The sequence below is a fragment of the Metalysinibacillus jejuensis genome (assembly GCF_003057615.1).
GTDB classification, from domain to species: Bacteria; Bacillota; Bacilli; order Bacillales_A; family Planococcaceae; genus Metalysinibacillus; species Metalysinibacillus jejuensis.
On record NZ_QAFW01000016.1, the window covers coordinates 23,823 to 48,781 of the forward strand.

A 24,959-nucleotide genomic window follows, 5' to 3' on the forward strand; every position below is an offset into this window, starting at 1 on the left:
TCTCTTAACATTTTATTTATATGCTATCAATAATGCAGACGTATAGTGAGGATTGTAAGGTAAAACTTTAATTATATGTCATGGAGGCAATGAACAATGAAAAAATGGAAGTACTTAACGATGACAGCCGTATTAGGCTCAGCACTAATGCTAGGTGCATGTGGTGGCGGTAATACAGCAAATGAAGGCGGCACTACAGCAGATAAAGAAACAGAACAAACGGATACAGAGAAACAACTACAAGGCTCTGTAGCAGGGGATGGTTCTTCTACAGTAGCACCGATCGTAGAGGCAGTTGTTGAAGAGTATGCAGGCGCTCAACCTGATGTGAAAGTGTCTGTTGGTATTTCAGGTACAGGTGGCGGTTTTGAAAAATTCATCGCTGGGGAAACTGATTTTTCAAATGCTTCACGTAACATTAAAGATGAAGAAAAACAAAAATTAGATGATGCAGGAGTAGCTTTTACAGAGCTAGCATTAGCCTATGATGGCTTGTCTGTAGTAATTCACCCAGATAATGATTGGGCTAAAGATTTAACAGTAGAACAACTTAAAAAGTTATGGATTGAAGACGGCACCGAGAAAAAATGGTCTGATATTGATCCATCATGGCCTGAAGATAAAGTAATTTTCTATTCACCAGGTACAGATTCAGGTACTTATGATTACTTTGATGAAGTAATTTTAGATGGTGAAGATTTAGTGAAAACAGCTACATTATCAGAGGACGATAATATGTTAGTACAAGGTGTAGCGGGTGATAAAAATGCCATTGGCTTCTTCGGCTATGCGTACTACTTAGAAAATAAAGATAAGTTAGGTATTGTTAAAGTGAATGGTGTAGAACCAACGGCAGAAACAATTGAATCTCAAGAGTATTCACCATTATCACGTCCATTATTTACGTATGTAAAAAATGAAGCAATGAAAGATAATGAAGCAGCTTATGACTTCATTCATTACTTATTAGAAAATGCTGGCGAAATGGCTGGCGCTGTAGGCTATGTGAGCTTACCACAAGAAAAATATGATGAAGAAATCGCTAAGCTAGAAGCATTAAAATAAGCAACACTTAGATGGGGGTGTGATATTCACGCCCCTACTTATGTATGAAGTAGGAGGAGTTATTTATGAGTTTGCATAAACCTAGCGACCCTAGTGTGCAACAAATGATTGCCGATACGCAAGGTAAAGGTATGAAGCGATTAATTGAAAAGCTAATGCCAATTTTATTATTTACAGCTGCAACATTGTCAGTACTTACTACATTTGCTATCGTATTCACTTTAATTTTTGAGACATTTGAATTTTTTCAGAGAGTATCAATTACTGACTATTTATTCGGCACAGAGTGGTTACCTTTCTCTAGTAAAGAGCCAATGTTCGGCATATTGCCTCTAATTGTTGGTACGTTAAAAGTCACTTTCATCGCTATTATTGTAGCTGTACCTTTAGGTATTGCCTCAGCTGTTTATTTGAGTGAGTATGCGAGCGATAATGCGCGTCGTGTGATTAAACCTATTTTAGAAGTATTAGCAGGCGTACCTACAATTGTATATGGTTTCTTTGCACTTACTTTTGTTACACCCGTACTTCAACAATTGATACCGTCGCTGAAAGTATTCAACGCCTTAAGCCCAGGTATCGTCGTTGGTATTATGATTTTACCAATGATTACGTCACTCTCAGAAGATGCAATGTCGAGTGTGCCTCAGTCGATGCGTGAGGGGGCTTTAGGTTTAGGCTCTACAAAATTAGAAGTATCATTAAAGGTCGTATTACCTGCTGCTTTATCAGGTATTACTGCTTCGGTTGTATTAGCGGTATCACGTGCTATTGGAGAGACGATGATCGTATCACTTGCGGCAGGTTCTACACCGAAATTTGATTTTGGTGTGACAGATTCTGTGCAAACGATGACGGCTTATATCGTACAAGTTGCAACAGGTGACGCAGGTTATGGTACAACGATTTATTATTCAATTTATGCAGTTGGCTTTACCTTATTTATTTTTACACTCGTAATGAATTTATTAGCCCATTACATTTCAAAACGCTTTAGAGAGGAGTATTAACAATGAAATATATTGACGATACACTCGTAATGAAGCGTATGTCAAAGCGCTTATTATACAATAAGATTTGGAAATTTTTATTTTTTCTAGCTACTACATTTGCCTTAATTACACTAGCTGTACTTTTATACCGCATTGTAACGCAAGGTGCCGGGTATTTAACGGCAGATTTTTTAACTAATTTTGCATCGCGCTTTCCAGCGAAAGCAGGTATTAAAGCGGCATTAATAGGATCACTATGGCTAATGGCAGTAGTTGCCCCGGTATCTATCATTTTGGGTGTAGGTACAGCGATTTACTTAGAGGAATATGCAAAGAAAAATAAACTAAACGACTTTATTCGTATGAATATTTCAAACCTTGCAGGCGTACCATCTATCGTTTTTGGTTTATTAGGCTTAACAATTTTCGTGCGTACATTTGGCTTTGGTAAAAGTGTATTAGCAGCAGGTTTAACGATGAGCCTACTCATTCTCCCAGTTATTATTGTTGCTGCACAAGAAGCCATTCGTGCTGTCCCGAATGAACAACGTGAAGCTTCTTATGGCATGGGGGCTACAAAATGGCAGACGATTGTACGTGTTGTATTACCTGCGGCTATACCAGGCATTTTAACGGGTAGTATTTTAGCTCTTTCTCGCGCTATCGGTGAAACAGCGCCACTCGTTGTTATCGGTATTCCTGTTATTTTACAGTTCTTACCTACTAGCGTCTTTAGTGAGTTTACTGCGCTTCCTATGCAAATTTATGATTGGGCAAAGCGTCCGCAAGAGGAATTCCAGTATGTTGCAGCAGCAGGTATTATCGTTTTAATGGCTGTATTAATTTTTATGAACTCAATTGCCGTATTTATTCGAAATAAATTCCAAAAACGTTATTAAGAGGTGACCAAAATGGTTATAGCAAAAGAAGCACCTGTTAAAGAAACGATTGTCACAAGAGACAACGTCATTGCACCGGTGCAAAAAAACATTGTATATGAAACAAGAGGGTTAGATCTTTGGTATGGTGAACATCATGGTCTAAAAAATATTAATTTAGATATTTATGAAAATGAAGTAACAGCTATTATAGGTCCTTCAGGCTGTGGTAAATCTACGTACTTAAAAACATTGAATCGCATGGTAGAATTAGTGCCAATTGTGCGCACTTCAGGCGAAATTTTATACCGTGAGCGTAATATTTTATCAAAAGACTACGCAGTAGAAGAGTTGCGTACGCATGTGGGCATGGTGTTCCAAAAACCGAATCCGTTCCCGAAATCTATTTACGATAATATTGCCTATGGGCCACGTATTCACGGCATAAAAAACAAAAAAATATTAGATGAGATTGTAGAGAAGTCTTTACGTGGCGCAGCTATTTGGGATGAAGTAAAAGACCGCTTAAATCAAAATGCTTACGGGCTGTCAGGTGGGCAACAACAGCGTATTTGTATTGCACGCTGTTTAGCAATTGAACCGGATGTTATTTTAATGGATGAGCCAACAAGTGCGTTAGACCCTATTTCTACATTAAAAGTAGAAGAGCTCGTTCAAGAATTAAAAGAAAAATATTCGATTGTTATCGTAACGCACAATATGCAACAAGCGGCACGTATTTCTAATCGTACAGCCTTTTTCTTAAATGGTGAAGTTATTGAATATGACGAAACCGATAATATTTTCCAAAACCCTTCTGACCAACGTACAGAAGATTACATTTCAGGCCGATTCGGATAAGGAGCTGTTACTATGTCAGTGAGAGAAAGATTTGATTTAGATATTCAAGCGGTACAAGATCAGTTAGTGGCGTTATGCACGATGAGCATTGCAGCGTTAGAGCGTTCATTTCAAGCATTGCTAGATCAAGATTTAGATGTAGCGCTTGAAATAATTGAAGATGATAATGATATTAATCATTTAGAAGAAGAGATTAATGATCGTGTTATTTTATTAATTGCTAAGCAACAACCTGTTGCTACAGACTTACGACGTTTAATGGTCATTATTAAGGCTGCTTCAGATATGGAGCGAGTAGGCGATTATGCGGTTAATATTGCGAAAGAAACGATACGCATTGGACGAGAACCGATTATTTTCCCTATGACAAACTTTAAGTCGATGTGTCAAAAAGCCATAGAAATGTTACAAGGCATTGTGAAAGCATTTGTTGAAGAAAACACGATACTCGCAAAAGAAGTGGCGGATTTAGACGACTATGTGGATGACTTATACGGTGCAACCGTAGAACTATTAATTCGTGCTGGCGCAGAGCACCCTGATAAGACGAAGCAAATATCACATCTTAGCTTCATTTGTCGCTATTTAGAGCGTTCAGCTGATCATGCTACTAATATTGCAGAACATTTATTTTATTTAGTAAAAGGACGACATTATGAATTAAATACGTAAAAGCAAAAGGCTCTCTGAGACATTCCTTCTCAGAGAGCCTTTTTGATCTATGCGCGTCATAAAGTAGATTAGTTCGTAATCATAATAGCGATATCTTCTAGTGTCATTGTATCTGTAATATTATAGACACCGACTTGGATAGAACGTGCGTATTTTTCGCTAGCTAATAAAATGGCCATATCCTCTTTATTTTCAACGATGCCAGCACTTTGTAAATCCGCTGCAATAGAAGTGGGCGTAGCGCCGCTATAAACTTTAAGTTGATAAATTACATCACCTGTAGCTTGTGGCTTAGGCTCGCTTGGTTCGGGTTTTTTCTGTTCAACTTTGGGCTCAACTTCTTTTTTTGTAGGCGTTGCGACTTGGGCTTTGTCTGGTTTATCCGCTACCGGTGTTTTTTCTGCTTTAACCGGCGTTTCTTGTTGAGGTTTTGCTTTAGTATTTTGGTCATCACTTATCATAATTTGATCATAAAAAAAGGCAAATACGCCTGCTAGGAAGAGCCCAATACCAAATGCGCGTAAAGTGCTTTTTCTCATTTGTTACCTCCTGCAGCAAGTACATAACGTACTTGTTCTTCAGTTAATGTAGAGCGCGCACTAATTTCAGGTATGGATAGGCCTTGTTTATTCAACGCAATTACCTGGCTTTTTAAAATATCATGAATAGGTTTTTCTGGTGCTTTAGCAACCGGTGTTGTTTTAGTAGTAGGTTTTTTCACTTGAAATTGGGGTTCAAGAAATAACTCTTCCTCCACAATTTTTAAGCGCTTTTTTAAAGCATTCGTTTCTTGAAAAACACTGATAGATAACTCATCAAATTGCTTTTCAAGCTGTTTATTACTGTCTTTTATAAAGAAGGAAATAACAATTACACCTAGCCCTAAACTCATTAAAATAATAGGTAAGGTCATGCACGATCACCTCATAGATAATAGTATGTTATAGCTATTTTAGCATACGTCAACTTAATATGAAATGATACTAGATTTTTTTGCGGATTATGTTATAATTGAAAAGTCGTATGAAACATGCTCATAAAATTAAAATTTAACATATAGAGTGGGAGGGTTAATAATGCGCGTAAATATTACTTTAGCTTGCACAGACTGCGGCGAACGTAACTATATTTCAAAGAAAAACAAGCGTAACAATCCAGAGCGTCTTGAACTTAAAAAATATTGCTCTCGCGAGAAGAAATACACTCTTCACCGTGAAACAAAGTAATCGCTCTATTAGCCAAAGCCCTCGGTGGTTTTGGCTTTTATTTATTTTGGGGGTGTTTAAATGAAGCAACAACTACGTAAAGAAGTTTTAGCTAATCTACAAAAAATGACCTATCGTACTTATGTAAATGATTCACACGAGCTTGGGCATAAGTTGTTAAGCTTACCTATTATAATGGAAGCAACTACAATTGCGGTTACGGTATCGCGTCGTCCTGAAGTGGATACAATAGCAATCATTGAAGCACTTTGGCAACTCGGTAAAACGGTAGTTGTACCAAAATGTGAAACGCCTACTAAAACGATGAAATTTTACATATTAGAAGACTTTACGCAATTGGAGACGGTGTATATGGATTTACGTGAACCTAATCCTGTCGTTTGCGAGGAAATAACGCCAGACATTATCGATATTGTCATTGTACCAGGTGTCGTATTTTCCCCTCAAGGTTATCGGATTGGCTTTGGCGGAGGCTACTATGATCGGTTTTTAGCAATGTATCCACTACCTACTGTAGCATTAGCTTTTGATTGCCAGGTGCGTGACAAGGTGCCAAGAGATGTGTATGATATACCTATTGATACGCTAATAACCAACACCGCAGTAGTAAACTGTGTGCAAGAGAGGGATAGCCAATGAAAACGATGGCAGATATTTATGATTTGTTAAAAGAGTATGGTACGTTTATTTATACGCGTGACCCACTTGGAGATTTAGCATTAATGGAAGATGAAATTAAAGAATTATATAAAGCACAAGTGCTAGATATTAAGGACTATCAAATGGCGCTACTACTCATTCGTCAGCGTGAAACGAAAGAACGTAGTAAAATGCAACAAGACGATGCGTAAGACACCTTCACAATACGAGGTGTCTTTCTTTAATTTTGTGAAAAGCTACTCACTTTTACACAAATGAAACTTTACGCTTACAAAAACGTATACTATTAATATAGGCGATACATTTTCAATTTGACGTAAAGTTTGTTAAGCTGATAGATAATTATTGCGTATTTTTGTAAAAAAGTTTACGATAGATTTTGTTTCACATGATTGCACTCGCAAACAATAGAGAAAGGATGTCGAGAATGGAGTCAAAAAAATGGCCAAAGCATTCGCTTTTAATTCTTGCCATACTAGCAACGTGGATTAAAACGGTAGTGGTATACTACACGAGTTTTGATATGAAAATCGAAAACCCGATGCAGCACTTAATTTTAATTATCAATCCACTTAGCTTTTTATTATTTATTTATGGGATTTCATTATTTTTCAAAACAACTAAAGGACGAAATCGATATATTATAACTGTCGCTACTTTATTATCTGTTGTATTATACGGTAATGCAGCGTTTTACCGTTTCTTTAGCGATTTCGTAACGCTACCGGTACTTATGCAAACGAGCAACTTTGGTGACTTAGGTAATTCAGCGCTTGAGACGATTCAATTAACGGATATTTTCTTTTTTGCTGATGTCATCGTATTAATCGTTGCGATGAAGCTAGCACCAAAAATGCAAGAGAGCATGCTTAAAGTAAATGTAGAGTTCCGTCGCGCATACTTTGTGCTTGCTGTTGCGATGTTGTTTTTAAACTTAGGCTTAGCAGAAACCGAGCGTCCTCAACTATTAACACGTAGTTTTGACCGCGAATTATTAGTGAAAAACATTGGTACGTATAACTACCATTTATATGATATTTATATTCAGTCAAAATCTTCAGCACAGCGAGCACTCGCAGATGGTAGTGAATTAGTTGAAGTAAACAACTATATTCGTTCTAATCAGGCAGCTGTTAACCCTGAAATGTTTGGTAAATACCAAGGACGTAACGTGATTGCTGTATCATTAGAGTCATTGCAAAACTTTGTCATTAATAATGAAATGAACGGCGAAGTTGTTACACCATTTTTAAATTCATTAACACAAGATAAAGATACATTTTATTTTAATGAGTTTTACCATCAAACGGGATTAGGTAAAACGTCAGACTCTGAATTTATTTTCGAAAACTCATTATTCGGCTTAGGCCGCGGTGCCGTCTTCTTTACACATGGTGGTAATACGTACAACTCACTTGCTAACCGTTTAAATGAGAATGGTTACTTTACGAATGTACAACACCCTAATAATAAATCATTTTGGAACCGTGATATGATGTACAAGTCGTTAAATATTGATAAGTTTTATGATGTCAATTCTTATGAAATTGGCGAAGGAGAAGCGGTAAACTGGGGTATGAAAGATATTCCGTTTATGGAGCAGTCAGCGAAGCATATCGGTGAAATGCCACAACCGTTTTATTCACGCTTAATTACATTAACTAACCACTATCCATTTTATTTAGATGAAGAAGATAAAATGATTAACGAGTATGATTCCAACTCTGGCACATTAAATCGTTACTTCCAAACCGTGCGTTATATGGATGAAGCCGTTAAAGTATTTTTCGAACAATTAAAAGAACAAGGTGTTTATGACAATTCAATTATCGTCATGTATGGTGATCACTATGGTATTTCTGAGAACCATAATAAGGCAATGTCTATGTATTTAGATAAAGAGTCTATTACACCTTACGATAGTGCATTGTTACAAGCGGTGCCACTGTTTATTCATATTCCAGGTGCTGGTGATGGTAAGGTAATGGATGAGGTTGCAGGTCAAATTGATTTACGCCCAACTATCTTACATCTACTTGGTATTGAAACATCAAAAGATTTACAATTAGGTGCTGATTTATTCTCACCTGAGCATGAAGACTTTGTTATTTTCCGTGACGGTCGCTTTATTACAGACGAGTATGTCTATGCAGGGGAAGTTTGTTATGACCGTGCAACAGGTGAACCATTAGATAACATTGAATCTTGTCAGCCATTTATTGACCGTGCGTCTCTCGAATTAAAAAATTCAGATGCGATTATTAATGGCGACTTAATGCGTTTTTATGATGAAAAAACAGGTAACTTAAAAGAATCATCGGTACGACAGTAAAGTACAAAAATGCGAGACGATTATCACATCGTCTCGCATTTTTATTTGGCCATAATAAAAAGAGCGCCCACCGAAGCGGACACTCTTTTTATGCTGATTTTATAATGTTGGTGGGTAACCTTGTTCGATGATTGTCATTACTGTGAACCAACCGAACACAGCAGCACTTGCCAAGTTGAAAATAATGCTTAAAACATTTTTCTCTTTAATTGCTTGGAAAGTACCCACTACTGATAAAATCGCTACTAAACCAAAAATAACCATTAATAAGTTCATGAATAGCACTCCTTTCGACAATACTATGTATTATCGTAAAAAATATTCCTTCTTTATTGTAAATGGTAATATAGCTTTTGTCGAGAGCTAAAATATGGCATTGTATGAACATTTATGGTCAAATAGCGTATACTAATAAAGAGGTGATGAGATTGTTAAGTGTAAGAAGTTATGCATTAGGTCCAGTACAGACTAACTGTTACATCGTAGCAAATAAGGCGAAAGAGTGTTTAATATTTGATCCAGGAGAAGAAGCCGCTCAAGTAATTAAAGCCATACGGAGCAATGGTTTAAAACCTTTAGCTATTTTGTTAACACATGCACATTTTGATCATATCGGTGCCGTAGATGCTTTACGTGAGGCGTTTGAGTTACCTTTATGGTTACATCATAAAGAAGTGAGTTGGCTAAGTGATCCTGCTAAAAATGGCTCTGGAAAATATGCGATGTTGCCTAACTATACGGTAGCACCACCAGCTTCAGAAACAATTATTGATGAGGAAGGTGAGATGAAGATTGGCGATTTTACTTTCCGTGTCGCATTTACACCGGGGCACTCACCAGGGAGCATCAGTTATATTTTTGAAGAAGACGGCTTTGCGATTGTCGGTGATACATTGTTTGAGCAAAGCATAGGTCGCACTGACTTATACGGGGGCTCTGCGGAGGTATTGTTAGCTTCTATCCATGATAAATTATTAACGCTACCAGAGGCTACCGTCATTTACCCAGGGCATGGTAGACCTACAACACCCCAAGATGAAATGGAGAGCAATCCATTTTTAAATGGTTTTTAAACGCAAAAAAACTGCTGTCATACGTGACAGCAGTTTTTTTATCAGTGACCTCCACCAGGTACGTGAAGGAAAGTTGTGTAGTACGTGAAGCCTGCGAAGAAAATCGTTAAATATGCTCCGAAAATGTACATATACATACGCTCTGATAATTTTAAGAAACCTAATAAAATAAATAGACCAGTATTACCTAAGAATAATAGCGAAATTTCATTCATACCACCAAGGTAGAACATAACTGCAAAGATCCCTGTCCAGAAACCTAGCATTTTATACACGTTATCCATTCATAATTCCCTCCTTTTACAAAAAGACAAAATAATCTCTACTTCATTATAAGTGAATAGAGCTATAGATGTAAACCGCAACTTCAATTAACTTGTGACAAACAGAAGGATTTTGCTTGAAAATCTACTGAAAAACAAATTATCTTAAAGCAAAATGAAGCAAAATTGTATTTTCGATATGAAAAACCTAGCAAAATGCAACTTTACTCAACCCTCTTTTCAATTGCACGAGTACCGTTTATACTGCAAATAAGTTCAAAAAGAAAGGAGTTTATACAATGGTAGTTGAGTCAGTCATTGAAAAGAAGTGTGATCAATTATTACAAAAAGCAATTTCATTTCGAGCATCTGATATACAGCTCACACCGTTAGAATCAAGTTATTATTTGTACTTTAAACGGAATAATTACCGCATTGAAGTAGGAGAAATTACGGTTGACTTAGGAGATCGTATGATTTCATATTTTAAATTTCTATCCTCTTTAGACATTAGTGAGAAAAGAAAGCCTCAAAGCGGTGCATTTAAGCAGCAGTTTAACGATCAAACCTATGCATTTCGTGTCTCCACTTTACCCGCGATTCAAATGAAAGAAAGTTTAATTATCCGCTTATTACTCCAAAACCAATCCACAGCACTTCAACAACTTAGCTATTTCTCTCACAGCGCTGAAACACTCTTACAACTTACCCAGATCGAGCAAGGTATTATTATTTTAACAGGAGCTACAGGCTCCGGAAAAACGACCTCCCTCTATGCTTTAATTCATCATAGCGCGCACCAATTAAAGCGCAATGTTATTTCACTTGAAGATCCTGTTGAGAGTGATCAACAAAACATTTTGCAAATTCAAGTGAATGAACGAGCAGGTGTAACATATGCTACAGGGCTGAAAGCGATTTTGCGTCACTCACCAGATGTTATTATGGTCGGTGAAATTCGCGATGCAGAAACAGCGAAAGTAGCGATAGAGGCGGCACTTACGGGGCACTTAGTATTAACGACAGTACACGCTAAAGATACAGTAGGGTGTTTGTATCGTATGCTTTCTTTAGGTATCTCTTTTGAAGACTTACGTCAAAGTGTTGCGGGTATCGTAGCCCAACAACTTGTTTCGGTAGGCGAGAGCCGCAGTGCCATCTATGAAATTTTACAAGGTGATCATCTTGCTGACGCTTTTCGTGCGATACGAACAGGGGACTGGTATAGTTTGCCGGCGGAATACTCGTTAGCCCGACAAAAGTTGATGATAGCACAACGAGAGTCACGCAAATGAAGAAGTGGCTAGCCCAGCAAAAGTTTAATCATGCCGTCCGTGTCCGGGATAAAGTTAATTTTATGAAAAAGTTAAGTGAATTAGTAGCGGAAGGCTATCAATTTTCGGAAGCCGTTATTTTACTATTACCTCATCATGTGCAAGATGTGCAGTTAGCGACAACACAAGTGATGGAGCAGCTGCGAGAAGGACACGGCGTAGTAACCATTATGGCAATTTTTCAAGTGCCAGCGCATCACTTGATCACATTAACGATAGCGGAAGAAAATGGAGAAATGATTGCAGCTTTTGCCCGAATTGCAGAACGTATGGCTATTGAAGAGCATTTAAAGCGTAAGTTTCAACAAGCTTTACTTTACCCCGTGACATTACTTACTTTATTGTTTCTTATGTTTCTTGTTTTTCGTACAGCTTTTTTTCCTCGCATTACGGCTATTACCGCTCAGCGTCAAAGTAATACGAGCTCCCCCGTGTATGAATACCTTCTGTATTTACCTGACTTCTTCCTTTTCCTTTTTCTTACTATAATCATTGCCATTACAGTAGCGAAAATTTATATTAGAAAACAACCTATAGCACGTCAGTTATCTTTGCAACGTAAAATTTTTGTTTGGCGCACCGTGCAACAAACCCATCTAACGAAGCAGTTTGCTCATCATTTAGGTAGCTTGTTACATGCAGGTATTGCTTTACAGGACAGTTTACAAATTTTAAGTCAACAAAAGTATCATCCATATATTCAACATATAGCGACGACGATACACGCTCACGTATTACAAGGAACCCCGCTTATTACAATATTGCAATTAAATGATGAGTTATTACCGCAACTCGTTAAGTTCGTGACGCACGGTGAGCAAAGCGGTTTTTTAAGTAAAGAATTATTAATTTATAGCGAGTTATTAGAGGAGAAGACGACTAAAGGCATGGAGCGCATTATTTTTGCTATGCAGCCTTTATTGTTTGTCATTATAGCGTTATGTATTGTAGCTGCTTATATAAGTTTACTCGTGCCGATTTATAATATGATGAAATTTTAAGGAGGTTTATGATGAAAAGTGAAAAAGGTTTTACGCTTGTAGAAATGTTAGTTGTTTTGTTTATTATCGCGATTTTAATTTTAGTAATGTTGCCCAATATCGCTCAACATTTCAAAATGATTGATGACAAAGGTTGCGAAGCACATGTGTCAATGGTGCAAACGCAGGTCGAGGCCTATCGTATTGACCACATGGACTATCCTACAATTGACCAATTAATAACAAATGAGTACATTACAACAGAGCAAGAAAAATGTCCAGATAAAAAGACGTTAATCGAAATCAAAGATGGTCAAGTTTATCGTGTTAAATGAACGCGGCTTTACATTGCTTGAAATGTTACTTGTCCTACTCGTAGTTGCTATCGTAACGTTGATTTCGAGCCGTATCATTCTCTATGAGATGACAAATTACCAAGAACGAGATTTTTTTGAAAAAATGCATGCAGATTTATATTATGCTCAAAGTTATGCTATGGGCAATCGTACGAGAGTCAGGGTGAACTTTAATGCAGCAGGTGGCGGGTATGCAGTTACGGCTAACGGTAAAGTATTGAAGCAAACCGCCTATCCTAAAACAGTAAGCTACCAAATGACAATTCACCAAGTAAGTTATATTGAATACACAAACCTCGGTTCGATTAGTCAAATTATGCGTCATAAGTTTAATAGGCAAGGTAAAACCGATTATGAAATTATATTTTATATAGGAAAGGGGAGACAGGGCATATCAATGTAAAAGAGCGAGGATTTTCTATGATAGAGGCATTGCTAGGTGTTGTCGTGTTAAGTTTAATTGTTACGTTATTTATTCCGCTACATTATCAAATGTATAATCAGCAACTTAATCGTAAGCAAGCATTGCATGCTTCAGCGGCGATGTTAGAAGCGGTTAAACATCAAGGTATTGCTACAACAGGAACGTATCGTGTAGATGGCATTTCTTATCATTGGCAATATGACGATGGACGTGTGTGCGTGGTTTATCAGACGACAAAGAGGCATGAGCGATGTTTATAAAAAATGAGCGCGGCTTTACTTTTATAGAAGCTATGTTGCAATTGTTTATTATCATTGTATTTTCAGGTGCGATTTTATACAGCATGCAATATTTAATGAAATTCACCCATGCTGCCTACAATAAAGAAGAAACAGAATTTGAGTTATTCGTGCAATATTTTGAAAGCTATTTATATGATCTCGTCTCTGTAACACCTACTTATGATAAACGTGCAGTTTATCTTGAACAAGCAAATGCCATTGTTATTTTTGAGCAATACGGGTATTTGATGCGAAAGCGAATTGATAATAAAGGACATGAGCCTGTATTAATGCGAATTGAAAATGTCCAGTATACGTATAATGGTGAAGAAGTAAAAGTGTATGTAAAGTTTTTAAATGGCTTAGAAAAGGAGCGATCTTTTTATGTGCCGAAATGAGCAAGGCGCTATCTTATTATTGGCATTAACATTATTATTTTTAATAAGCTCTGCTGTAACGGTTTACGCCACCCTTTATATGACGCAAATGTCTACCTATGAAATGTTGGAAAAAGCTAACATTCGTGCTACGATAAATTTAATGAGACAAAATCCTGTGTAACGTGTACAATCGTAGTTATAAAGAAGGTGAAGGCATGCAAAAAATATATTTAGTAGGTTTTATGGGGTGTGGAAAAAGTTTAATCGGGCGCAGATTAAGCTATTTTTTAAAAATGCCTTATTATGACATGGACCAAGAAATTGTTAGAAGACAAGGGATGTCAATTCCCGAAATATTTGAACGATATGGCGAAGCGCATTTTCGCAAAATTGAAACAGACTTTTTACGTGAGTTTAGAGATGAAGCATGTATTATTTCAACGGGTGGTGGCGTAGCTATGAATGCCGAAAACCGTAAAATTATGCGACAAACTGGTCTCGTATTTTTTCTAGACGCTGCATTTGAGGATATCTATAAACGTATCCGCAATGATAAAAACCGTCCTATTGTGCAAAGCTCCACAAAAGAACAACTTTATGAGCTGTATCAATACAGACGTCCTTTTTATCGTCAAGCAGGACATATTCGGGTACTCACTGAAAATCGGTCGGTACGCCAAATTTTAGACTACATTGCATTCCAAGTAAGACGATTAAAAGGCGGACAATAAATCGTTTTTCTAATTCAATTATTCGCCTTCTGTGCCAATTGCTAAAAAAAGATTGCCTTTTTAGTAGTTTCAAGGTAGGATAAACTCAAATGAGTGATTGAATAGAACCAAGAGTTTCTCTTGGGCGGATGAATGTACGGGGAGAGAGCGCTAGAAGCGCCGCCGAAGGAGCAAGTAAACTTACGAATCTCTCAGGCAAAAGGACTCGTACGCGACGCAACTCTGGAGAGTGTTACGTGTCATAGTACAGCGTAGCCACCAAAGGGGAAAGCCGCTTGACTTAGTCGCGGTGTAACTTTCAGGTGCAAGGACAGAGAATCCTAATTAAGGGGTTCTTCTGTCTTTTTTTATGTAAAAAATAGAATAACCCGTCACTACTCAAGGAGGAATGACCATGTCAAACTTAAAACGTACCCCATTATACGATTCGTATGCAACACACGGCGCTAAAACGATTGATTTTGGAGGTTGGGATTTACCTGTGCAATTTTCATCGATTAAAGAGGAGCATGATGCTGTGCGTAATCGTGCAGGCTTATTCGATGTTTCGCATATGGGCGAGATTGTTGTTACAGGTAAAGATGCGCTACCTTATTTGCAATATTTACTAACGAATGATATTGCTAAAATTGCGGTAAACCAAGCGCAATATACAGCGATGTGTTATGAAGACGGCGGTGTGGTTGATGATTTATTAACGTATAAACTAGGCGAAGATCATTATTTACTCGTAGTAAACGCAGCTAACACAGCAAAAGACTTCGATTGGATGTTAGAAGCTAAAGGGAACTTTGCTGTAGATATTCAAAATGTTTCGGCAAATTACGGTCAAATTGCATTGCAAGGTCCTTTAGCTGAACAAGTTTTGCAACGTTTAACAGCACAGGATTTAAGCGCAATTAAATTTTTCCGCTTTGCTCAAGACGTTGAAGTAGCAGGCTATCCTGTGTTAGTTTCACGTAGTGGTTATACAGGAGAAGACGGTTTTGAAATTTACGGCGCTCCCGAAGCAATTGTTGCGCTATGGGATAAAATTTTAGCTGAAGAAGAAGTTGTACCAGCAGGTTTAGGTGCGCGTGATACACTACGCTTTGAGTCAGGCTTACCTTTATATGGTCAAGAGATGTCAGCTGATATTTCCCCATTAGAAGCGGGTATTGGTTTTGCTGTAAAACTTACGAAAGAAGCCGACTTTATCGGTAAAGATGCGCTTATCGCTATTAAGGAAAACCAGCCGCGCAAAATTATAGGTATTGAGATGATTGATAAAGGTATTCCACGTACAGGTTATAAATTATTTAAAGATGACAAGGAAATTGGTGTCGTAACAACAGGTACGCAATCGCCGATGACAAAACGTAATATTGGTAATGCGCTTGTTGACACGGCGTATGCAGTATTAGATGAAGTATATGAAATTGAAATTCGCAATAAACGCCTGCAGGTCAAAACTGTAGCTACGCCTTTCTATACACGAAAAAAATAAGCGAAAAGAGGGTTATTCTATTATGAAGCATCGTTATTTACCAATGACAGAACAAGATAAACAAGAAATGTTAGATGTGATTGGTGTATCTTCAATAGATGCATTATTTGAAGATATTCCAGAACAAGTGCGTTTTAAAGGAATGTATGATATTAAACCCGCAAAATCAGAAGCGGCTTTAATGAAAGAACTCGCACAAATGGCTGCGAAAAATAAAGATACTGCAGCGAATGTTTCATTTTTAGGCGCTGGTGTTTACAATCACTACAAACCAATTATTGTTGATCATGTTATTTCACGTTCAGAATTTTATACGGCCTATACGCCGTACCAACCTGAAATTTCTCAAGGTGAATTACAAGCGATTTTTGAGTTCCAAACGATGATTGCTGAATTAACAGGTATGGATTTAGCAAACTCTTCTTTATATGATGGCGGTACCGCTTTAGCAGAAGCTGGCATGTTAGCAGCAGGTCATACGCGCCGTAAAAAGATTATTATTTCTGAGACGGTACACCCTGAATACCGCGATGTAGTACGCACATATGCGCACGGTCAATCAATTGAAGTCGTGGTGGCACCGCAAAAAAATGGTGTAACAGACGTACAAGCATTAGAAGAAATGATTGACGATACTACAGCAGCTGTAATGGTGCAGTACCCTAACTTCTTTGGTCAAGTAGAAGATATTAAAACAATTGGTGAGGTAGCGCATGCTAACAAAGCATTATTTGTAGTATCAGCTAACCCACTAGCGTTAGGTATTTTAACACCACCAGGTAAATTAGGTGCAGACATTACAGTAGGTGATGCACAACCATTTGGTATTGCTGAGAGCTTTGGCGGACCACACTGTGGCTACTTTGCGGTAACGAAAAAGTTAATGCGTAAAGTGCCGGGTCGTTTAGTTGGTGAAACTATCGATGAGGAAGGTCGCCGTGGTTATGTATTAACATTACAAGCGCGCGAGCAACATATTCGTCGTGACAAAGCGACATCAAATATTTGTTCAAACCAAGCGTTATTAGCATTAGCAGCATCAGTAGCTATGACAGCACTAGGTAAAGAAGGCGTACGTGAGATGGCTACACAAAACATCGTAAAAACGCGCTATGCAAAAGAAGCCTTTGAAAAAGCAGGTTTCGAAGTAGCTTATCAAGGTGCACACTTTAATGAGATTGTAGTAAAAGCACAAAAAGATATTACAACAATTAACAAAGGGTTAATTGAAAAAGGTATTATCGGTGGTTTTGACTTAGGTCGTGTAGATGAAAAATTACAAAACCACGCATTAATTGCGGTAACAGAAATTCGTACGAAAGAAGAAATCGATGCATTCGTTGCGGAAATGGGGGCTCTTCATGCATAAGGATAATCAACCACTTATTTTTGAACTGACGAAAGAAGGCCGTGTTGGCTATAACCTAGAGGCGCTTGATGTACCTGCATATGATCTAGCTGATTTACTACCAACAGGTTATGTACGCGAGGAAAAAGCAGCTTTACCTGAAGTAGCCGAACTTGATATTATGCGTCACTATACAGCACTATCACGTCGTAATCACGGGGTAGATTCAGGTTTTTACCCATTAGGTTCTTGTACAATGAAATACAACCCAAAAGTGAACGAAACGGTTGCGCGTTATTCAGGTTTTGCTAATGTTCACCCGCTACAAGACGAATCAACGGTACAAGGTGCAATGGAATTACTTTATGACTTGCAAACGTCTTTAATGGAAATCACTGGTATGGACGAAGTTACACTTCAGCCAGCGGCAGGTGCACATGGTGAGTGGACAGCACTTATGATGATTCGTGCATTCCATGAGGCAAATGGTGAGGGTCACCGTAATAAAGTAATTGTTCCTGACACAGCGCATGGTACTAACCCAGCATCAGCGACAGTAGCAGGTTTCGAAACTGTAACTGTACAATCAGACGAAAATGGCTTAGTGGATATTGAGGATTTACGTAAAGTAGTAGGTGAGGATACAGCTGCACTTATGTTAACGAACCCAAATACACTTGGTCTATTTGAAGAAAATATTATTGAAATGACAGAGCTGATTCATAGTGTAGGTGGTAAAGTATACTATGACGGCGCTAACTTAAATGCGGTAATGTCTAAGGCACGTCCTGGTGATATGGGCTTTGACTGCGTGCATTTAAATTTACACAAAACGTTTACAGGCCCACACGGTGGCGGTGGTCCAGGTTCAGGTCCGGTTGGTGTGAAGGCTGACTTAATCCCATTCCTACCAAAACCAGTGTTAGTAAAATTAGATGATGGTACGTATCACTTTGATTACAATCGCCCACAAGCTATCGGTCGCGTGAAGCCTTACTACGGTAACTTTGGTATTAACGTACGTGCTTATACGTATATTCGTACAATGGGACCAGATGGCTTAAAAGCTGTAACTGAGTATGCCGTATTAAACGCTAACTATATGATGCGTCGTCTGCAAGAATACTTTGATTTACCATTTGATCGTCATTGTAAGCATGAGTTTGTTTTATCAGGACGTCGTCAAAAGAAACTTGGCGTGCGCACACTTGATATTGCGAAACGCCTGCTAGACTTTGGCTATCACCCACCAACAACGTACTTCCCGTTAAATGTAGAGGAAGCGTTAATGATTGAGCCAACAGAAACAGAGTCAAAAGAAACATTAGATGCTTTTTGCGATGCGATGATTCAAATTGCGAAAGAAGCGGAAGAAAATCCAGAAATCGTACAAGAAGCACCACATACAACGGTTGTTTCGCGCTTAGATGAAACACGTGCAGCGCGTACGCCAGTATTACGCTACCAACCAACCGAAGCATAAAATAGCTGCGTTATGCCTTAATGGTGTAACGCAGTTTTTTTATGCTACAATAGGCGTAGTTAATAAGGCGGTGGATAGGATGAAGGAAATTAAAGCATTCATAACAACTATTGCGGATGGAACGAGTGATGCGCTGCAAGAAGAGGAAGTATTACAGGCTTTTGTAGCGCAACAAGCAAATGTAGTAACCTTAACGAACCTTGCTTATTACTATGCGGAAGAAGCTGAAGATTTTAGCAAAGCCCTTCATTATATTGAACGAGCTATCTTACAAAAGCCCGTTACGCCGCAACCTTTTATGATTTATAGCTATGTCTTGGTAAAACTTGAGCGCTATGAGGAAGCCTTGTCACTAGTAGAGTATGTGTATAAGCATGCGCCAAGCCAAGCAGCGTATTATAATGTAGCAGGGGCGTATTACCGAAATGAACGCTATTTAGAAGCAGGGCGTGCTTATGAGCTAGCTGGCGCAAATTATACCTATCAAGCAGCAATGGCTTATAGTAAGGCAGGAGATACAACAAAAGCCACTCAGCTACTTGCTATGATACCCCAAGATGAGCCATTAGCGCGTGCAGATGTTTATGTGCTACTTGAGCGTTACGATGATGCCCTAGTAGAGATGGATAAAGCATTACCGGGCTATACGTTAGATACATGGTGCTTTGTGCATTTACAATTAGCGAAACGTGTAGCCCCTGAACGTTATACAGCTCTTTATGCGCACTATGAGCAACTATTACAAGCTGAGCTTTGCGAGGCACAACAACAAAACATAGATGAATGGACAACGGAGCAGGATATTGAACAAGCTATTACACAAGCTAAGCAGGTCCTAGCGAAATTAGCTGCACTTGAACCTTTAGCCGCCATTATGATTGACGAAGATTTTGCGAATGATGCTATGCTACCGTGCTGTTATTATTTTTGTCCTATGCATGATACCGCGTGTGATGGTGACAAGGAATGGGAGAGCTGTCAGACAACTACTATATAATAGAAGAAACGCATAATAAAAAGGACTTACCCACTACGGGTGAAGTCCTTTTTGATTAGTTTTTACGTTTAATTTTACCTGTCCATTTACTAAATCCACCGTCTAGCATATAAAGTTGATCGTAACCACGTTTTTTTAAGAATAACGCAGTACGTGCGCTACGACCAGAGTTTTGGTCGTACATATAGACCGGTAAATCTGGACGAATTTCTTTATAGCGTTGACGCAACATCGTCATTGGGATATTACGTGCACCTAAGATATGACCGGCTTCATAGTCTTTAGCCTCACGTAAATCAATGAGCTGGGCTTTACGATAGCCTTTAATAAATTCTTCTTGCGTTAATGTGATAACAGCTTTTTTTAGACGTGCGCCACTCACTAAGAAATAAATGATGGCTACGACTGCAACAATCGCAATCGTAATTAAAATAGATTTTAACAAAACGATGTGACCCCTTTCTTTCTTCTCTCCTATTATAAATTACCAACTAGCGATAGTCCAATGAGTTTGTTACAATACGAAAGAAAATGAATTTAGGAGGAATAATTGTGACAACGTGGTATTTTTTACATTCAGGTAAATGTAGTCCGTCCTATAATATGGCTTTAGATGAAGCGCTACTAGATTGGCATAGCGAAGGGTTGATTCCACCTGTTATTCGTTTTTATGAGTGGGAACCAGCAACACTATCCATCGGTTACTTTCAACAAGCAGCGCGTGATATTAATTTAGCAACTGTGCGTGACCAAGGCTTAGGCTTCGTACGCCGTCCCACAGGAGGACGTGCGGTGTTGCATGAGCATGAATTAACGTATAGTATTATCGTGACAGAAAGCTACCCTAATATGCCTAAAACGGTAACAGAAGCGTACCGTGTATTAAGTGAAGGATTGTTATTAGGCTTCCAAAATCTCGGCATGGAAGCGTATTTTAGCGTGCCGAAAACAGAAGCACAGCAGCAAGATTTAAAAAAACCGAAGAGCGCTGTATGTTTTGATGCGCCGAGTTGGTATGAGCTCGTTGTGGAAGGAAAAAAAGTTGCAGGAAGTGCGCAAACAAGACAAAAAGGTGTTATACTTCAACATGGTGCCATTTTACTGAAACTCGATTTAGAGAAGTTATTATCTGTGTTTAACTTTTCATCTGAAGAGGTAAAGCAAAAAATGCGTGAAAAATTGCCGCATAAAGCAGTAGCCATGAATACGTTAATTGACAGAGATGTGACAATTGACGAATGTGTGACAGCTTTTAAAGAAGGATTTGCAACGGCCCTTGATATTACATTTGAACCGATGGTCTTAACAACTGAACAACTAAAGTATGTTGAAGATATCGAAAAGCGTAAATATGCTAATGATGATTGGAATTTTAAAAAATAATTTTCCCTTGTTATTGCTCGTTTTTTTCGACTAAGCTCAAAATAGTTAGAAATACAATAGTTGAAATGAAAAACTATATATAGTATGTTTATATACGTCCAAATACAAGATGTAGTGTTTACGAACACTGCATCTTGTGTATTTATATAAGTAAAAACGGGGAGGCGACTTTGCGTGGCGTTCACACAAACCGAGCAAGCGACAAGTTATCAGCAATTAAACGAAGATATTAAACAATTTAAACAAGTACATCCGATTACAGCGGATATGCATATTACTCATAAGGGCGTTTCACGTCTTGTAATGATTGATCGTTATTCTTTTAAGGATACGGAAAAAAAGACGTTAAAAGAAGGCGACTTTGTCGTATTAACAATTAAAGCGGATCCACGTTTTCCTGCACGTGGTTTAGGAACGATTGTTGAACTAAATTGGCAAGCGAATGAGGCTACAATTTTAATTGAGGAAGATTATCGTTCATCTCTCGATAATAGTGAAGAACAAGCAACAGGCAAAATTACACGAGCGATTGATTTAATTGAAAAACCACTTGAAATCTTTTATGAGCAAATTGCTAAGCGTAATGCAACAGGACTAGCTGCTGTTGAAAAAACAGAGGAAAAACGTAAAGAATGGTTTGAAAAATTTTATCATCAGCTCGTTAACCTTAACTTTATTCCTGCAGGGCGTGTCATTTACGGTGCGGGTTCAGAAACAGATGTGACATTTTTCAACTGTTACGTAATGCCGTTTGTAGCCGATTCGCGCGAGGGTATTAGCGATCACCGTAAGCAAGTAATGGAAATTATGAGCCGTGGTGGCGGTGTTGGTACAAACGGTTCAACACTACGCCCGCGTAATACATTAGCACGTGGTGTTAATGGTAAATCTTCAGGCTCAGTGAGCTGGTTAGATGATATTGCGAAGCTTACACATTTAGTTGAGCAAGGCGGTAGCCGACGCGGTGCACAAATGATTATGCTCGCTGATTGGCACCCTGATATTGTAGAATTTATTATTTCTAAAATGCAAAATCCACGTATTTTACGCTACTTAATTGAAAATACAACGGATGATTCAATTATTCGTTTAGCAAAAGAAAAACTTGATTTTAAACCACTGACACAACAAGAAGAAGCGATGTATCAAGGGATTGTTAATTATAAAAATATTCCAGGTTACGGTGGCTTCGATGAGGCAATTATTCGCGATGCAGAGAGCAAGCTGCGTGATGGCGGTACGTATAGCGTACACAACTTAGAATTTTTAACAGGTGCTAACATTTCTGTAACGTTAACAGATGACTTTATGGAAGCAGTTGAAGCGGATGAAGATTTTGCGCTTCGCTTCCCTGCGGTCGAAGAGTATTCGCCTGAAGAAATGAAAGTCTATAACGAAACATGGCATGAAGTTGGCGATGTGCGTAAATGGGAAGCACTTGGTCACAAAGTGCGCACGTACCGCAAAATTAAAGCACGTGAGTTATGGAATTTAATTAATATTTGTGCAACGTATTCGGCAGAACCTGGTATTTTCTTTATTGATAATGCCAATGACAAAACGAATGCTAAGGCATACGGTCAGCAAGTTGTAGCGACTAATCCTTGCGGCGAGCAGCCGTTAGCACCTTACTCAGTATGTAACCTTGCTGCAGTAAATCTTGCACAATTCGCTAATAAAGAAACAAAAACAGTAGACTATGCTGCACTTAGAGAAACCGTACGTGTTGGTGTACGCATGCAAGATAACGTAATTGATGCCACACCTTACTTCCTTGAAGACAACCGCATTCAAGCGCTTGGTGAGCGCCGTGTAGGTCTTGGTGTGATGGGGCTCGCTGATTTATTAATTTACTGTGAGCAAGAGTATGGCTCAGATGGCGGTAATGAATTAGTCAATGAAATCTTTAAAACGATTGCCGAAACAGCTTACGAGGCATCAATTGAGTTAGCAAAAGAGCGTGGTAGCTTCCCATTTTTACAAGGTGAAGACGAAGCAGCAACGCAAGCATTGCGTCAAGCGTTTACAGAAACGGGCTTTATGCAAGGTATGAATGAAGATATTCGCCGTGGCGTACTAGAGCATGGTATTCGTAACTCGCATTTATTAACCGTTGCACCAACAGGCTCTACTGGCACGATGGTAGGCGTAGCAACAGGTCTTGAGCCGTACTTCTCATTTACGTACTACCGTTCAGGTCGTTTAGGTAAATTTATTGAAGTTAAAGCTGAAATTGTACAAGAATATTTAGACCGTCATCCAGAAGCGGACGGGGAAAACTTGCCAGCGTGGTTTGTGACAGCTATGAGCTTAGCACCAGAGGCACATGCGGATGTGCAGTGTATCATTCAGCGTTGGATTGACTCGTCGATTTCTAAAACAGTGAACGCACCAAAAGGCTATACTGTAGAACAAGTTGAACAAGTGTATGAGCGCCTTTATAAAGGTGGTGCTAAAGGTGGTACGGTATACGTTGATGGTAGCCGTGACTCACAAGTATTAACGCTAAAGGCAGAAGAAAATGATATGGACCAATTATCATTTGGTGGCGACTTTGAGGAAGTAGAAGTCGAACGCCCTGTCGTATTAGTAGATACAATCCAAGCATTAGAATCAACAACCGTTGTTGGTTCAGATGTTGGCAATACATGTCCTGTTTGTCGTAAAGGTACTGTCCAAGAAATTGGCGGTTGCAATACATGTACGAATTGTAATGCACAATTAAAATGTGGTTTATAATTAGCAACTCTCTTACAATTTTGGAGGGCACTGAAAAAGTCCAGTAAATGAATAAAAGCGATTGGGCGAACGGATTTCCGTTTGCCCAATCGCTTTTTACTATTCGTTGAATTTCTTTTCCATAGTATAATGAACGTAACTAATAAGAGGTGGTGCGACCATGATTTCTAAACAAGAAACATTAAATTTAAGCCCGTATATGCCGTTGTACGATTTAATTATCCCAAAAGACAATATGCTTCGCCAAATCTAGCCGGTTTTGAACCTACTGATTTTGTGGATGTCCAAAAAAATAATGCCTATTATAAAGATGTGAGTACACTTAGCGCGTTAAATATTACAAAAGGTTCGTATCGTAATGGTAATGCCTATTTTGATCCAAATAAAGCCGTTTCACGTGCGCATTTTACCGCTTTTTTAGCGCGTGCCTCAACACTGACAATAGCTGATGTTGATATGGATACGGATGCTGTTTATACCTACCGTATTACTACGGCAGATGGTGATACATATTTACGCTCTTATCATCACCTCGGCAATGATGGTAAAAATGAGGTGTGGGAAAATATCGAGGGTGACTTCCCTAATATTTTAACGTATTACGGCATATCTGAGATGGGCTATTCAGCAATAAGTGAGGAACCCCATTATGAACTATATGCGCATTTGCCGTTGGCGATTGGCGTAAATCAAATCGAAGGCCCTGTTCATAACGAACGTACGTCTGTTATTGCGACAGATGCTACGGTCCAAGTGAATAACGTTACGTATAAAAATGTTGTAGTAATTGAGCTACAAGGCTTTGACTTTGGTGGTTATAAAATGCGTTACTACATCAAGTCAGGTATTGGCGTTAGTGAACTACCCACCACTTATTGACCTTGCGGTCTAATTGAAGTGGGGGCTTCTCGACTTATCGTTGCTTTTACTAGCCAACGAAAACTGACCGAGCTAACCCTCTTGTTCCAAGAGTTTTTGTTTCTATGCTAATGCCAATAGGCGAATGCCTTCATTT

The 24,959-nt window shown here is 38.6% G+C and carries 30 protein-coding genes and 1 riboswitch; of the genes, 25 read left to right on the forward strand and 5 right to left on the reverse strand.

Going from position 1 to position 24,959, the window contains the following annotated elements:
* Positions 1–96 precede the first annotated feature (96 nt).
* The 5 genes from DDE80_RS07215 to phoU all read left to right on the forward strand — a co-directional run bounded on the left by DDE80_RS07215 (position 97) and on the right by phoU (position 4,468).
* Positions 97–1,065 (forward strand): PstS family phosphate ABC transporter substrate-binding protein, encoded by a 969-nt coding sequence (locus DDE80_RS07215; RefSeq protein WP_108306996.1) that lies wholly within the window; start codon positions 97–99, stop codon positions 1,063–1,065.
* A gap of 65 nt (positions 1,066–1,130) precedes the next feature.
* Positions 1,131–2,075, forward strand: coding sequence for a phosphate ABC transporter permease subunit PstC (pstC, locus tag DDE80_RS07220; RefSeq protein ID WP_108306997.1), 945 nt, complete (start codon positions 1,131–1,133; stop codon positions 2,073–2,075).
* A gap of 2 nt (positions 2,076–2,077) precedes the next feature.
* Entirely contained in the window at positions 2,078–2,956 is an 879-nt protein-coding gene (gene pstA, locus DDE80_RS07225; protein ID WP_108306998.1) for a phosphate ABC transporter permease PstA, read from the forward strand.
* A 12-nt stretch (positions 2,957–2,968) separates the two neighbouring features.
* Complete coding sequence (gene pstB, locus DDE80_RS07230) at positions 2,969–3,796, forward strand: phosphate ABC transporter ATP-binding protein PstB (protein WP_235612297.1); 828 nt, start codon at positions 2,969–2,971, stop codon at positions 3,794–3,796.
* Between the two features lie 12 nt (positions 3,797–3,808).
* On the forward strand, positions 3,809–4,468 hold the full coding sequence (gene phoU / locus DDE80_RS07235) for a phosphate signaling complex protein PhoU (protein ID WP_108306999.1): 660 nt from the start codon (positions 3,809–3,811) through the stop codon (positions 4,466–4,468).
* 68 nt (positions 4,469–4,536) lie between these two features.
* Here phoU and DDE80_RS07240 read toward each other — a convergent pair whose 3' ends face one another.
* Both DDE80_RS07240 and DDE80_RS07245 read right to left on the reverse strand, forming a co-directional pair.
* A complete protein-coding gene (locus DDE80_RS07240; protein WP_108307000.1) occupies positions 4,537–5,007 on the reverse strand; it encodes a hypothetical protein in 471 nt (156 codons plus the stop codon).
* Entirely contained in the window at positions 5,004–5,381 is a 378-nt protein-coding gene (locus tag DDE80_RS07245; protein WP_108307001.1) for a hypothetical protein, read from the reverse strand. Before DDE80_RS07245 ends, DDE80_RS07240 begins: the two co-directional genes overlap by 4 nt.
* Before the next feature lie 163 nt (positions 5,382–5,544).
* On the opposite strand from DDE80_RS07245, the gene rpmG reads away from it, so the two are divergent.
* From rpmG to DDE80_RS07265, 4 genes are all read left to right on the forward strand, one after another.
* Positions 5,545–5,694, forward strand: a complete 150-nt coding sequence (gene rpmG, locus DDE80_RS07250) for a 50S ribosomal protein L33 (RefSeq protein ID WP_008408521.1) — start codon at positions 5,545–5,547, stop codon at positions 5,692–5,694.
* 60 nt (positions 5,695–5,754) lie between these two features.
* Entirely contained in the window at positions 5,755–6,333 is a 579-nt protein-coding gene (locus tag DDE80_RS07255) for a 5-formyltetrahydrofolate cyclo-ligase (RefSeq protein ID WP_108307002.1), read from the forward strand.
* The gene (locus tag DDE80_RS07260; protein ID WP_108307003.1) at positions 6,330–6,545 is read left to right on the forward strand and encodes a YqgQ family protein; all 216 of its coding nucleotides are present in this window, start codon (positions 6,330–6,332) and stop codon (positions 6,543–6,545) included. Before DDE80_RS07255 ends, DDE80_RS07260 begins: the two co-directional genes overlap by 4 nt.
* Before the next feature lie 236 nt (positions 6,546–6,781).
* Positions 6,782–8,686, forward strand: coding sequence for an LTA synthase family protein (locus tag DDE80_RS07265; RefSeq protein WP_108307004.1), 1,905 nt, complete (start codon positions 6,782–6,784; stop codon positions 8,684–8,686).
* Between the two features lie 99 nt (positions 8,687–8,785).
* On the opposite strand, the gene DDE80_RS07270 is transcribed toward DDE80_RS07265, so the two are convergent.
* Positions 8,786–8,962, reverse strand: coding sequence for a DUF2759 domain-containing protein (locus tag DDE80_RS07270; RefSeq protein ID WP_108307005.1), 177 nt, complete (start codon positions 8,960–8,962; stop codon positions 8,786–8,788).
* 152 nt (positions 8,963–9,114) lie between these two features.
* On the opposite strand from DDE80_RS07270, the gene DDE80_RS07275 reads away from it, so the two are divergent.
* On the forward strand, positions 9,115–9,759 hold the full coding sequence (locus DDE80_RS07275; protein WP_108307006.1) for an MBL fold metallo-hydrolase: 645 nt from the start codon (positions 9,115–9,117) through the stop codon (positions 9,757–9,759).
* A gap of 41 nt (positions 9,760–9,800) precedes the next feature.
* Here the strand turns inward: DDE80_RS07275 and DDE80_RS07280 are convergent, their stop codons facing one another.
* Positions 9,801–10,043 carry a DUF2626 domain-containing protein gene (locus DDE80_RS07280; RefSeq protein ID WP_108307007.1) on the reverse strand — a complete coding sequence of 81 codons (243 nt, stop codon included), beginning with the start codon at positions 10,041–10,043 and terminating at the stop codon, positions 9,801–9,803.
* A 278-nt stretch (positions 10,044–10,321) separates the two neighbouring features.
* Here DDE80_RS07280 and comGA point away from each other — a divergent pair, with 278 nt between their 5' ends.
* The 12 genes from comGA to DDE80_RS07335 all read left to right on the forward strand — a co-directional run bounded on the left by comGA (position 10,322) and on the right by DDE80_RS07335 (position 19,822).
* Complete coding sequence (gene comGA / locus DDE80_RS07285) at positions 10,322–11,317, forward strand: competence type IV pilus ATPase ComGA (protein ID WP_108307008.1); 996 nt, start codon at positions 10,322–10,324, stop codon at positions 11,315–11,317.
* Complete coding sequence (gene comGB / locus DDE80_RS07290; RefSeq protein ID WP_108307009.1) at positions 11,314–12,357, forward strand: competence type IV pilus assembly protein ComGB; 1,044 nt, start codon at positions 11,314–11,316, stop codon at positions 12,355–12,357. The genes comGA and comGB overlap by 4 nt, the downstream gene beginning before the upstream one ends.
* Before the next feature lie 11 nt (positions 12,358–12,368).
* Entirely contained in the window at positions 12,369–12,671 is a 303-nt protein-coding gene (comGC, locus tag DDE80_RS07295; RefSeq protein ID WP_108307010.1) for a competence type IV pilus major pilin ComGC, read from the forward strand.
* The gene (comGD, locus tag DDE80_RS07300) at positions 12,661–13,095 is read left to right on the forward strand and encodes a competence type IV pilus minor pilin ComGD (RefSeq protein ID WP_161952290.1); all 435 of its coding nucleotides are present in this window, start codon (positions 12,661–12,663) and stop codon (positions 13,093–13,095) included. Before comGC ends, comGD begins: the two co-directional genes overlap by 11 nt.
* A gap of 17 nt (positions 13,096–13,112) precedes the next feature.
* On the forward strand, positions 13,113–13,376 hold the full coding sequence (locus DDE80_RS07305; RefSeq protein ID WP_108307012.1) for a hypothetical protein: 264 nt from the start codon (positions 13,113–13,115) through the stop codon (positions 13,374–13,376).
* On the forward strand, positions 13,367–13,795 hold the full coding sequence (comGF, locus tag DDE80_RS07310; RefSeq protein WP_108307013.1) for a competence type IV pilus minor pilin ComGF: 429 nt from the start codon (positions 13,367–13,369) through the stop codon (positions 13,793–13,795). The genes DDE80_RS07305 and comGF overlap by 10 nt, the downstream gene beginning before the upstream one ends.
* Positions 13,782–13,958: a hypothetical protein gene (locus DDE80_RS15290; protein ID WP_201261506.1), complete on the forward strand. Its 177-nt coding sequence runs from the start codon at positions 13,782–13,784 to the stop codon at positions 13,956–13,958. Before comGF ends, DDE80_RS15290 begins: the two co-directional genes overlap by 14 nt.
* A 34-nt stretch (positions 13,959–13,992) precedes the next feature.
* On the forward strand, positions 13,993–14,508 hold the full coding sequence (locus DDE80_RS07315) for a shikimate kinase (RefSeq protein ID WP_108307014.1): 516 nt from the start codon (positions 13,993–13,995) through the stop codon (positions 14,506–14,508).
* Positions 14,509–14,636: 128 nt separating this feature from the next.
* A riboswitch (glycine riboswitch) is annotated at positions 14,637–14,725 on the forward strand.
* Between the two features lie 177 nt (positions 14,726–14,902).
* Entirely contained in the window at positions 14,903–15,994 is a 1,092-nt protein-coding gene (gcvT, locus tag DDE80_RS07320; protein ID WP_108307015.1) for a glycine cleavage system aminomethyltransferase GcvT, read from the forward strand.
* A gap of 22 nt (positions 15,995–16,016) precedes the next feature.
* The gene (gcvPA, locus tag DDE80_RS07325) at positions 16,017–17,363 is read left to right on the forward strand and encodes an aminomethyl-transferring glycine dehydrogenase subunit GcvPA (protein WP_108307016.1); all 1,347 of its coding nucleotides are present in this window, start codon (positions 16,017–16,019) and stop codon (positions 17,361–17,363) included.
* Positions 17,356–18,825 (forward strand): aminomethyl-transferring glycine dehydrogenase subunit GcvPB, encoded by a 1,470-nt coding sequence (gene gcvPB, locus DDE80_RS07330; protein ID WP_108307017.1) that lies wholly within the window; start codon positions 17,356–17,358, stop codon positions 18,823–18,825. The genes gcvPA and gcvPB overlap by 8 nt, the downstream gene beginning before the upstream one ends.
* 79 nt (positions 18,826–18,904) lie before the next feature.
* A complete protein-coding gene (locus tag DDE80_RS07335) occupies positions 18,905–19,822 on the forward strand; it encodes a tetratricopeptide repeat protein (protein ID WP_108307018.1) in 918 nt (305 codons plus the stop codon).
* Positions 19,823–19,877: 55 nt separating this feature from the next.
* On the opposite strand, the gene DDE80_RS07340 is transcribed toward DDE80_RS07335, so the two are convergent.
* Positions 19,878–20,267 carry a rhodanese-like domain-containing protein gene (locus DDE80_RS07340; RefSeq protein WP_108307019.1) on the reverse strand — a complete coding sequence of 130 codons (390 nt, stop codon included), beginning with the start codon at positions 20,265–20,267 and terminating at the stop codon, positions 19,878–19,880.
* A gap of 86 nt (positions 20,268–20,353) precedes the next feature.
* On the opposite strand from DDE80_RS07340, the gene DDE80_RS07345 reads away from it, so the two are divergent.
* The 3 genes from DDE80_RS07345 (at position 20,354) to DDE80_RS07355 (ending at position 24,823) form a co-directional block, all read left to right on the forward strand.
* Positions 20,354–21,205: a lipoate--protein ligase family protein gene (locus DDE80_RS07345; RefSeq protein WP_486624546.1), complete on the forward strand. Its 852-nt coding sequence runs from the start codon at positions 20,354–20,356 to the stop codon at positions 21,203–21,205.
* A gap of 174 nt (positions 21,206–21,379) precedes the next feature.
* Positions 21,380–23,944 (forward strand): vitamin B12-dependent ribonucleotide reductase, encoded by a 2,565-nt coding sequence (locus tag DDE80_RS07350; protein WP_108307020.1) that lies wholly within the window; start codon positions 21,380–21,382, stop codon positions 23,942–23,944.
* A gap of 276 nt (positions 23,945–24,220) precedes the next feature.
* Positions 24,221–24,823: an S-layer homology domain-containing protein gene (locus DDE80_RS07355; RefSeq protein ID WP_161952291.1), complete on the forward strand. Its 603-nt coding sequence runs from the start codon at positions 24,221–24,223 to the stop codon at positions 24,821–24,823.
* Positions 24,824–24,959 lie beyond the last annotated feature (136 nt).

What these genes read in the sequence shown, in the direction of transcription:
- DDE80_RS07255 (WP_108307002.1), top strand. Translation starts at nt 5,755, where the DNA reads ATGAAGCAACAACTACGTAAAGAAGTTTTAGCTAATCTACAAAAAATG.
- comGA (WP_108307008.1), top strand. Translation starts at nt 10,322, where the DNA reads ATGGTAGTTGAGTCAGTCATTGAAAAGAAGTGTGATCAATTATTACAA.
- DDE80_RS07315 (WP_108307014.1), top strand. Translation starts at nt 13,993, where the DNA reads ATGCAAAAAATATATTTAGTAGGTTTTATGGGGTGTGGAAAAAGTTTA.
- DDE80_RS07265 (WP_108307004.1), top strand. Translation starts at nt 6,782, where the DNA reads ATGGAGTCAAAAAAATGGCCAAAGCATTCGCTTTTAATTCTTGCCATA.
- DDE80_RS07270 (WP_108307005.1), bottom strand. Translation starts at nt 8,962, where the DNA reads ATGAACTTATTAATGGTTATTTTTGGTTTAGTAGCGATTTTATCAGTA.
- comGB (WP_108307009.1), top strand. Translation starts at nt 11,314, where the DNA reads ATGAAGAAGTGGCTAGCCCAGCAAAAGTTTAATCATGCCGTCCGTGTC.
- DDE80_RS07280 (WP_108307007.1), bottom strand. Translation starts at nt 10,043, where the DNA reads ATGGATAACGTGTATAAAATGCTAGGTTTCTGGACAGGGATCTTTGCA.
- pstB (WP_235612297.1), top strand. Translation starts at nt 2,969, where the DNA reads ATGGTTATAGCAAAAGAAGCACCTGTTAAAGAAACGATTGTCACAAGA.
- DDE80_RS07335 (WP_108307018.1), top strand. Translation starts at nt 18,905, where the DNA reads ATGAAGGAAATTAAAGCATTCATAACAACTATTGCGGATGGAACGAGT.
- DDE80_RS07305 (WP_108307012.1), top strand. Translation starts at nt 13,113, where the DNA reads ATGATAGAGGCATTGCTAGGTGTTGTCGTGTTAAGTTTAATTGTTACG.
- DDE80_RS07245 (WP_108307001.1), bottom strand. Translation starts at nt 5,381, where the DNA reads ATGACCTTACCTATTATTTTAATGAGTTTAGGGCTAGGTGTAATTGTT.
- gcvPB (WP_108307017.1), top strand. Translation starts at nt 17,356, where the DNA reads ATGCATAAGGATAATCAACCACTTATTTTTGAACTGACGAAAGAAGGC.
- comGC (WP_108307010.1), top strand. Translation starts at nt 12,369, where the DNA reads ATGAAAAGTGAAAAAGGTTTTACGCTTGTAGAAATGTTAGTTGTTTTG.
- comGF (WP_108307013.1), top strand. Translation starts at nt 13,367, where the DNA reads ATGTTTATAAAAAATGAGCGCGGCTTTACTTTTATAGAAGCTATGTTG.
- gcvT (WP_108307015.1), top strand. Translation starts at nt 14,903, where the DNA reads ATGTCAAACTTAAAACGTACCCCATTATACGATTCGTATGCAACACAC.
- pstC (WP_108306997.1), top strand. Translation starts at nt 1,131, where the DNA reads ATGAGTTTGCATAAACCTAGCGACCCTAGTGTGCAACAAATGATTGCC.
- phoU (WP_108306999.1), top strand. Translation starts at nt 3,809, where the DNA reads ATGTCAGTGAGAGAAAGATTTGATTTAGATATTCAAGCGGTACAAGAT.
- gcvPA (WP_108307016.1), top strand. Translation starts at nt 16,017, where the DNA reads ATGAAGCATCGTTATTTACCAATGACAGAACAAGATAAACAAGAAATG.
- DDE80_RS07215 (WP_108306996.1), top strand. Translation starts at nt 97, where the DNA reads ATGAAAAAATGGAAGTACTTAACGATGACAGCCGTATTAGGCTCAGCA.
- DDE80_RS15290 (WP_201261506.1), top strand. Translation starts at nt 13,782, where the DNA reads ATGTGCCGAAATGAGCAAGGCGCTATCTTATTATTGGCATTAACATTA.
- DDE80_RS07260 (WP_108307003.1), top strand. Translation starts at nt 6,330, where the DNA reads ATGAAAACGATGGCAGATATTTATGATTTGTTAAAAGAGTATGGTACG.
- pstA (WP_108306998.1), top strand. Translation starts at nt 2,078, where the DNA reads ATGAAATATATTGACGATACACTCGTAATGAAGCGTATGTCAAAGCGC.
- DDE80_RS07240 (WP_108307000.1), bottom strand. Translation starts at nt 5,007, where the DNA reads ATGAGAAAAAGCACTTTACGCGCATTTGGTATTGGGCTCTTCCTAGCA.
- rpmG (WP_008408521.1), top strand. Translation starts at nt 5,545, where the DNA reads ATGCGCGTAAATATTACTTTAGCTTGCACAGACTGCGGCGAACGTAAC.
- DDE80_RS07345 (WP_486624546.1), top strand. Translation starts at nt 20,354, where the DNA reads ATGAATTTAGGAGGAATAATTGTGACAACGTGGTATTTTTTACATTCA.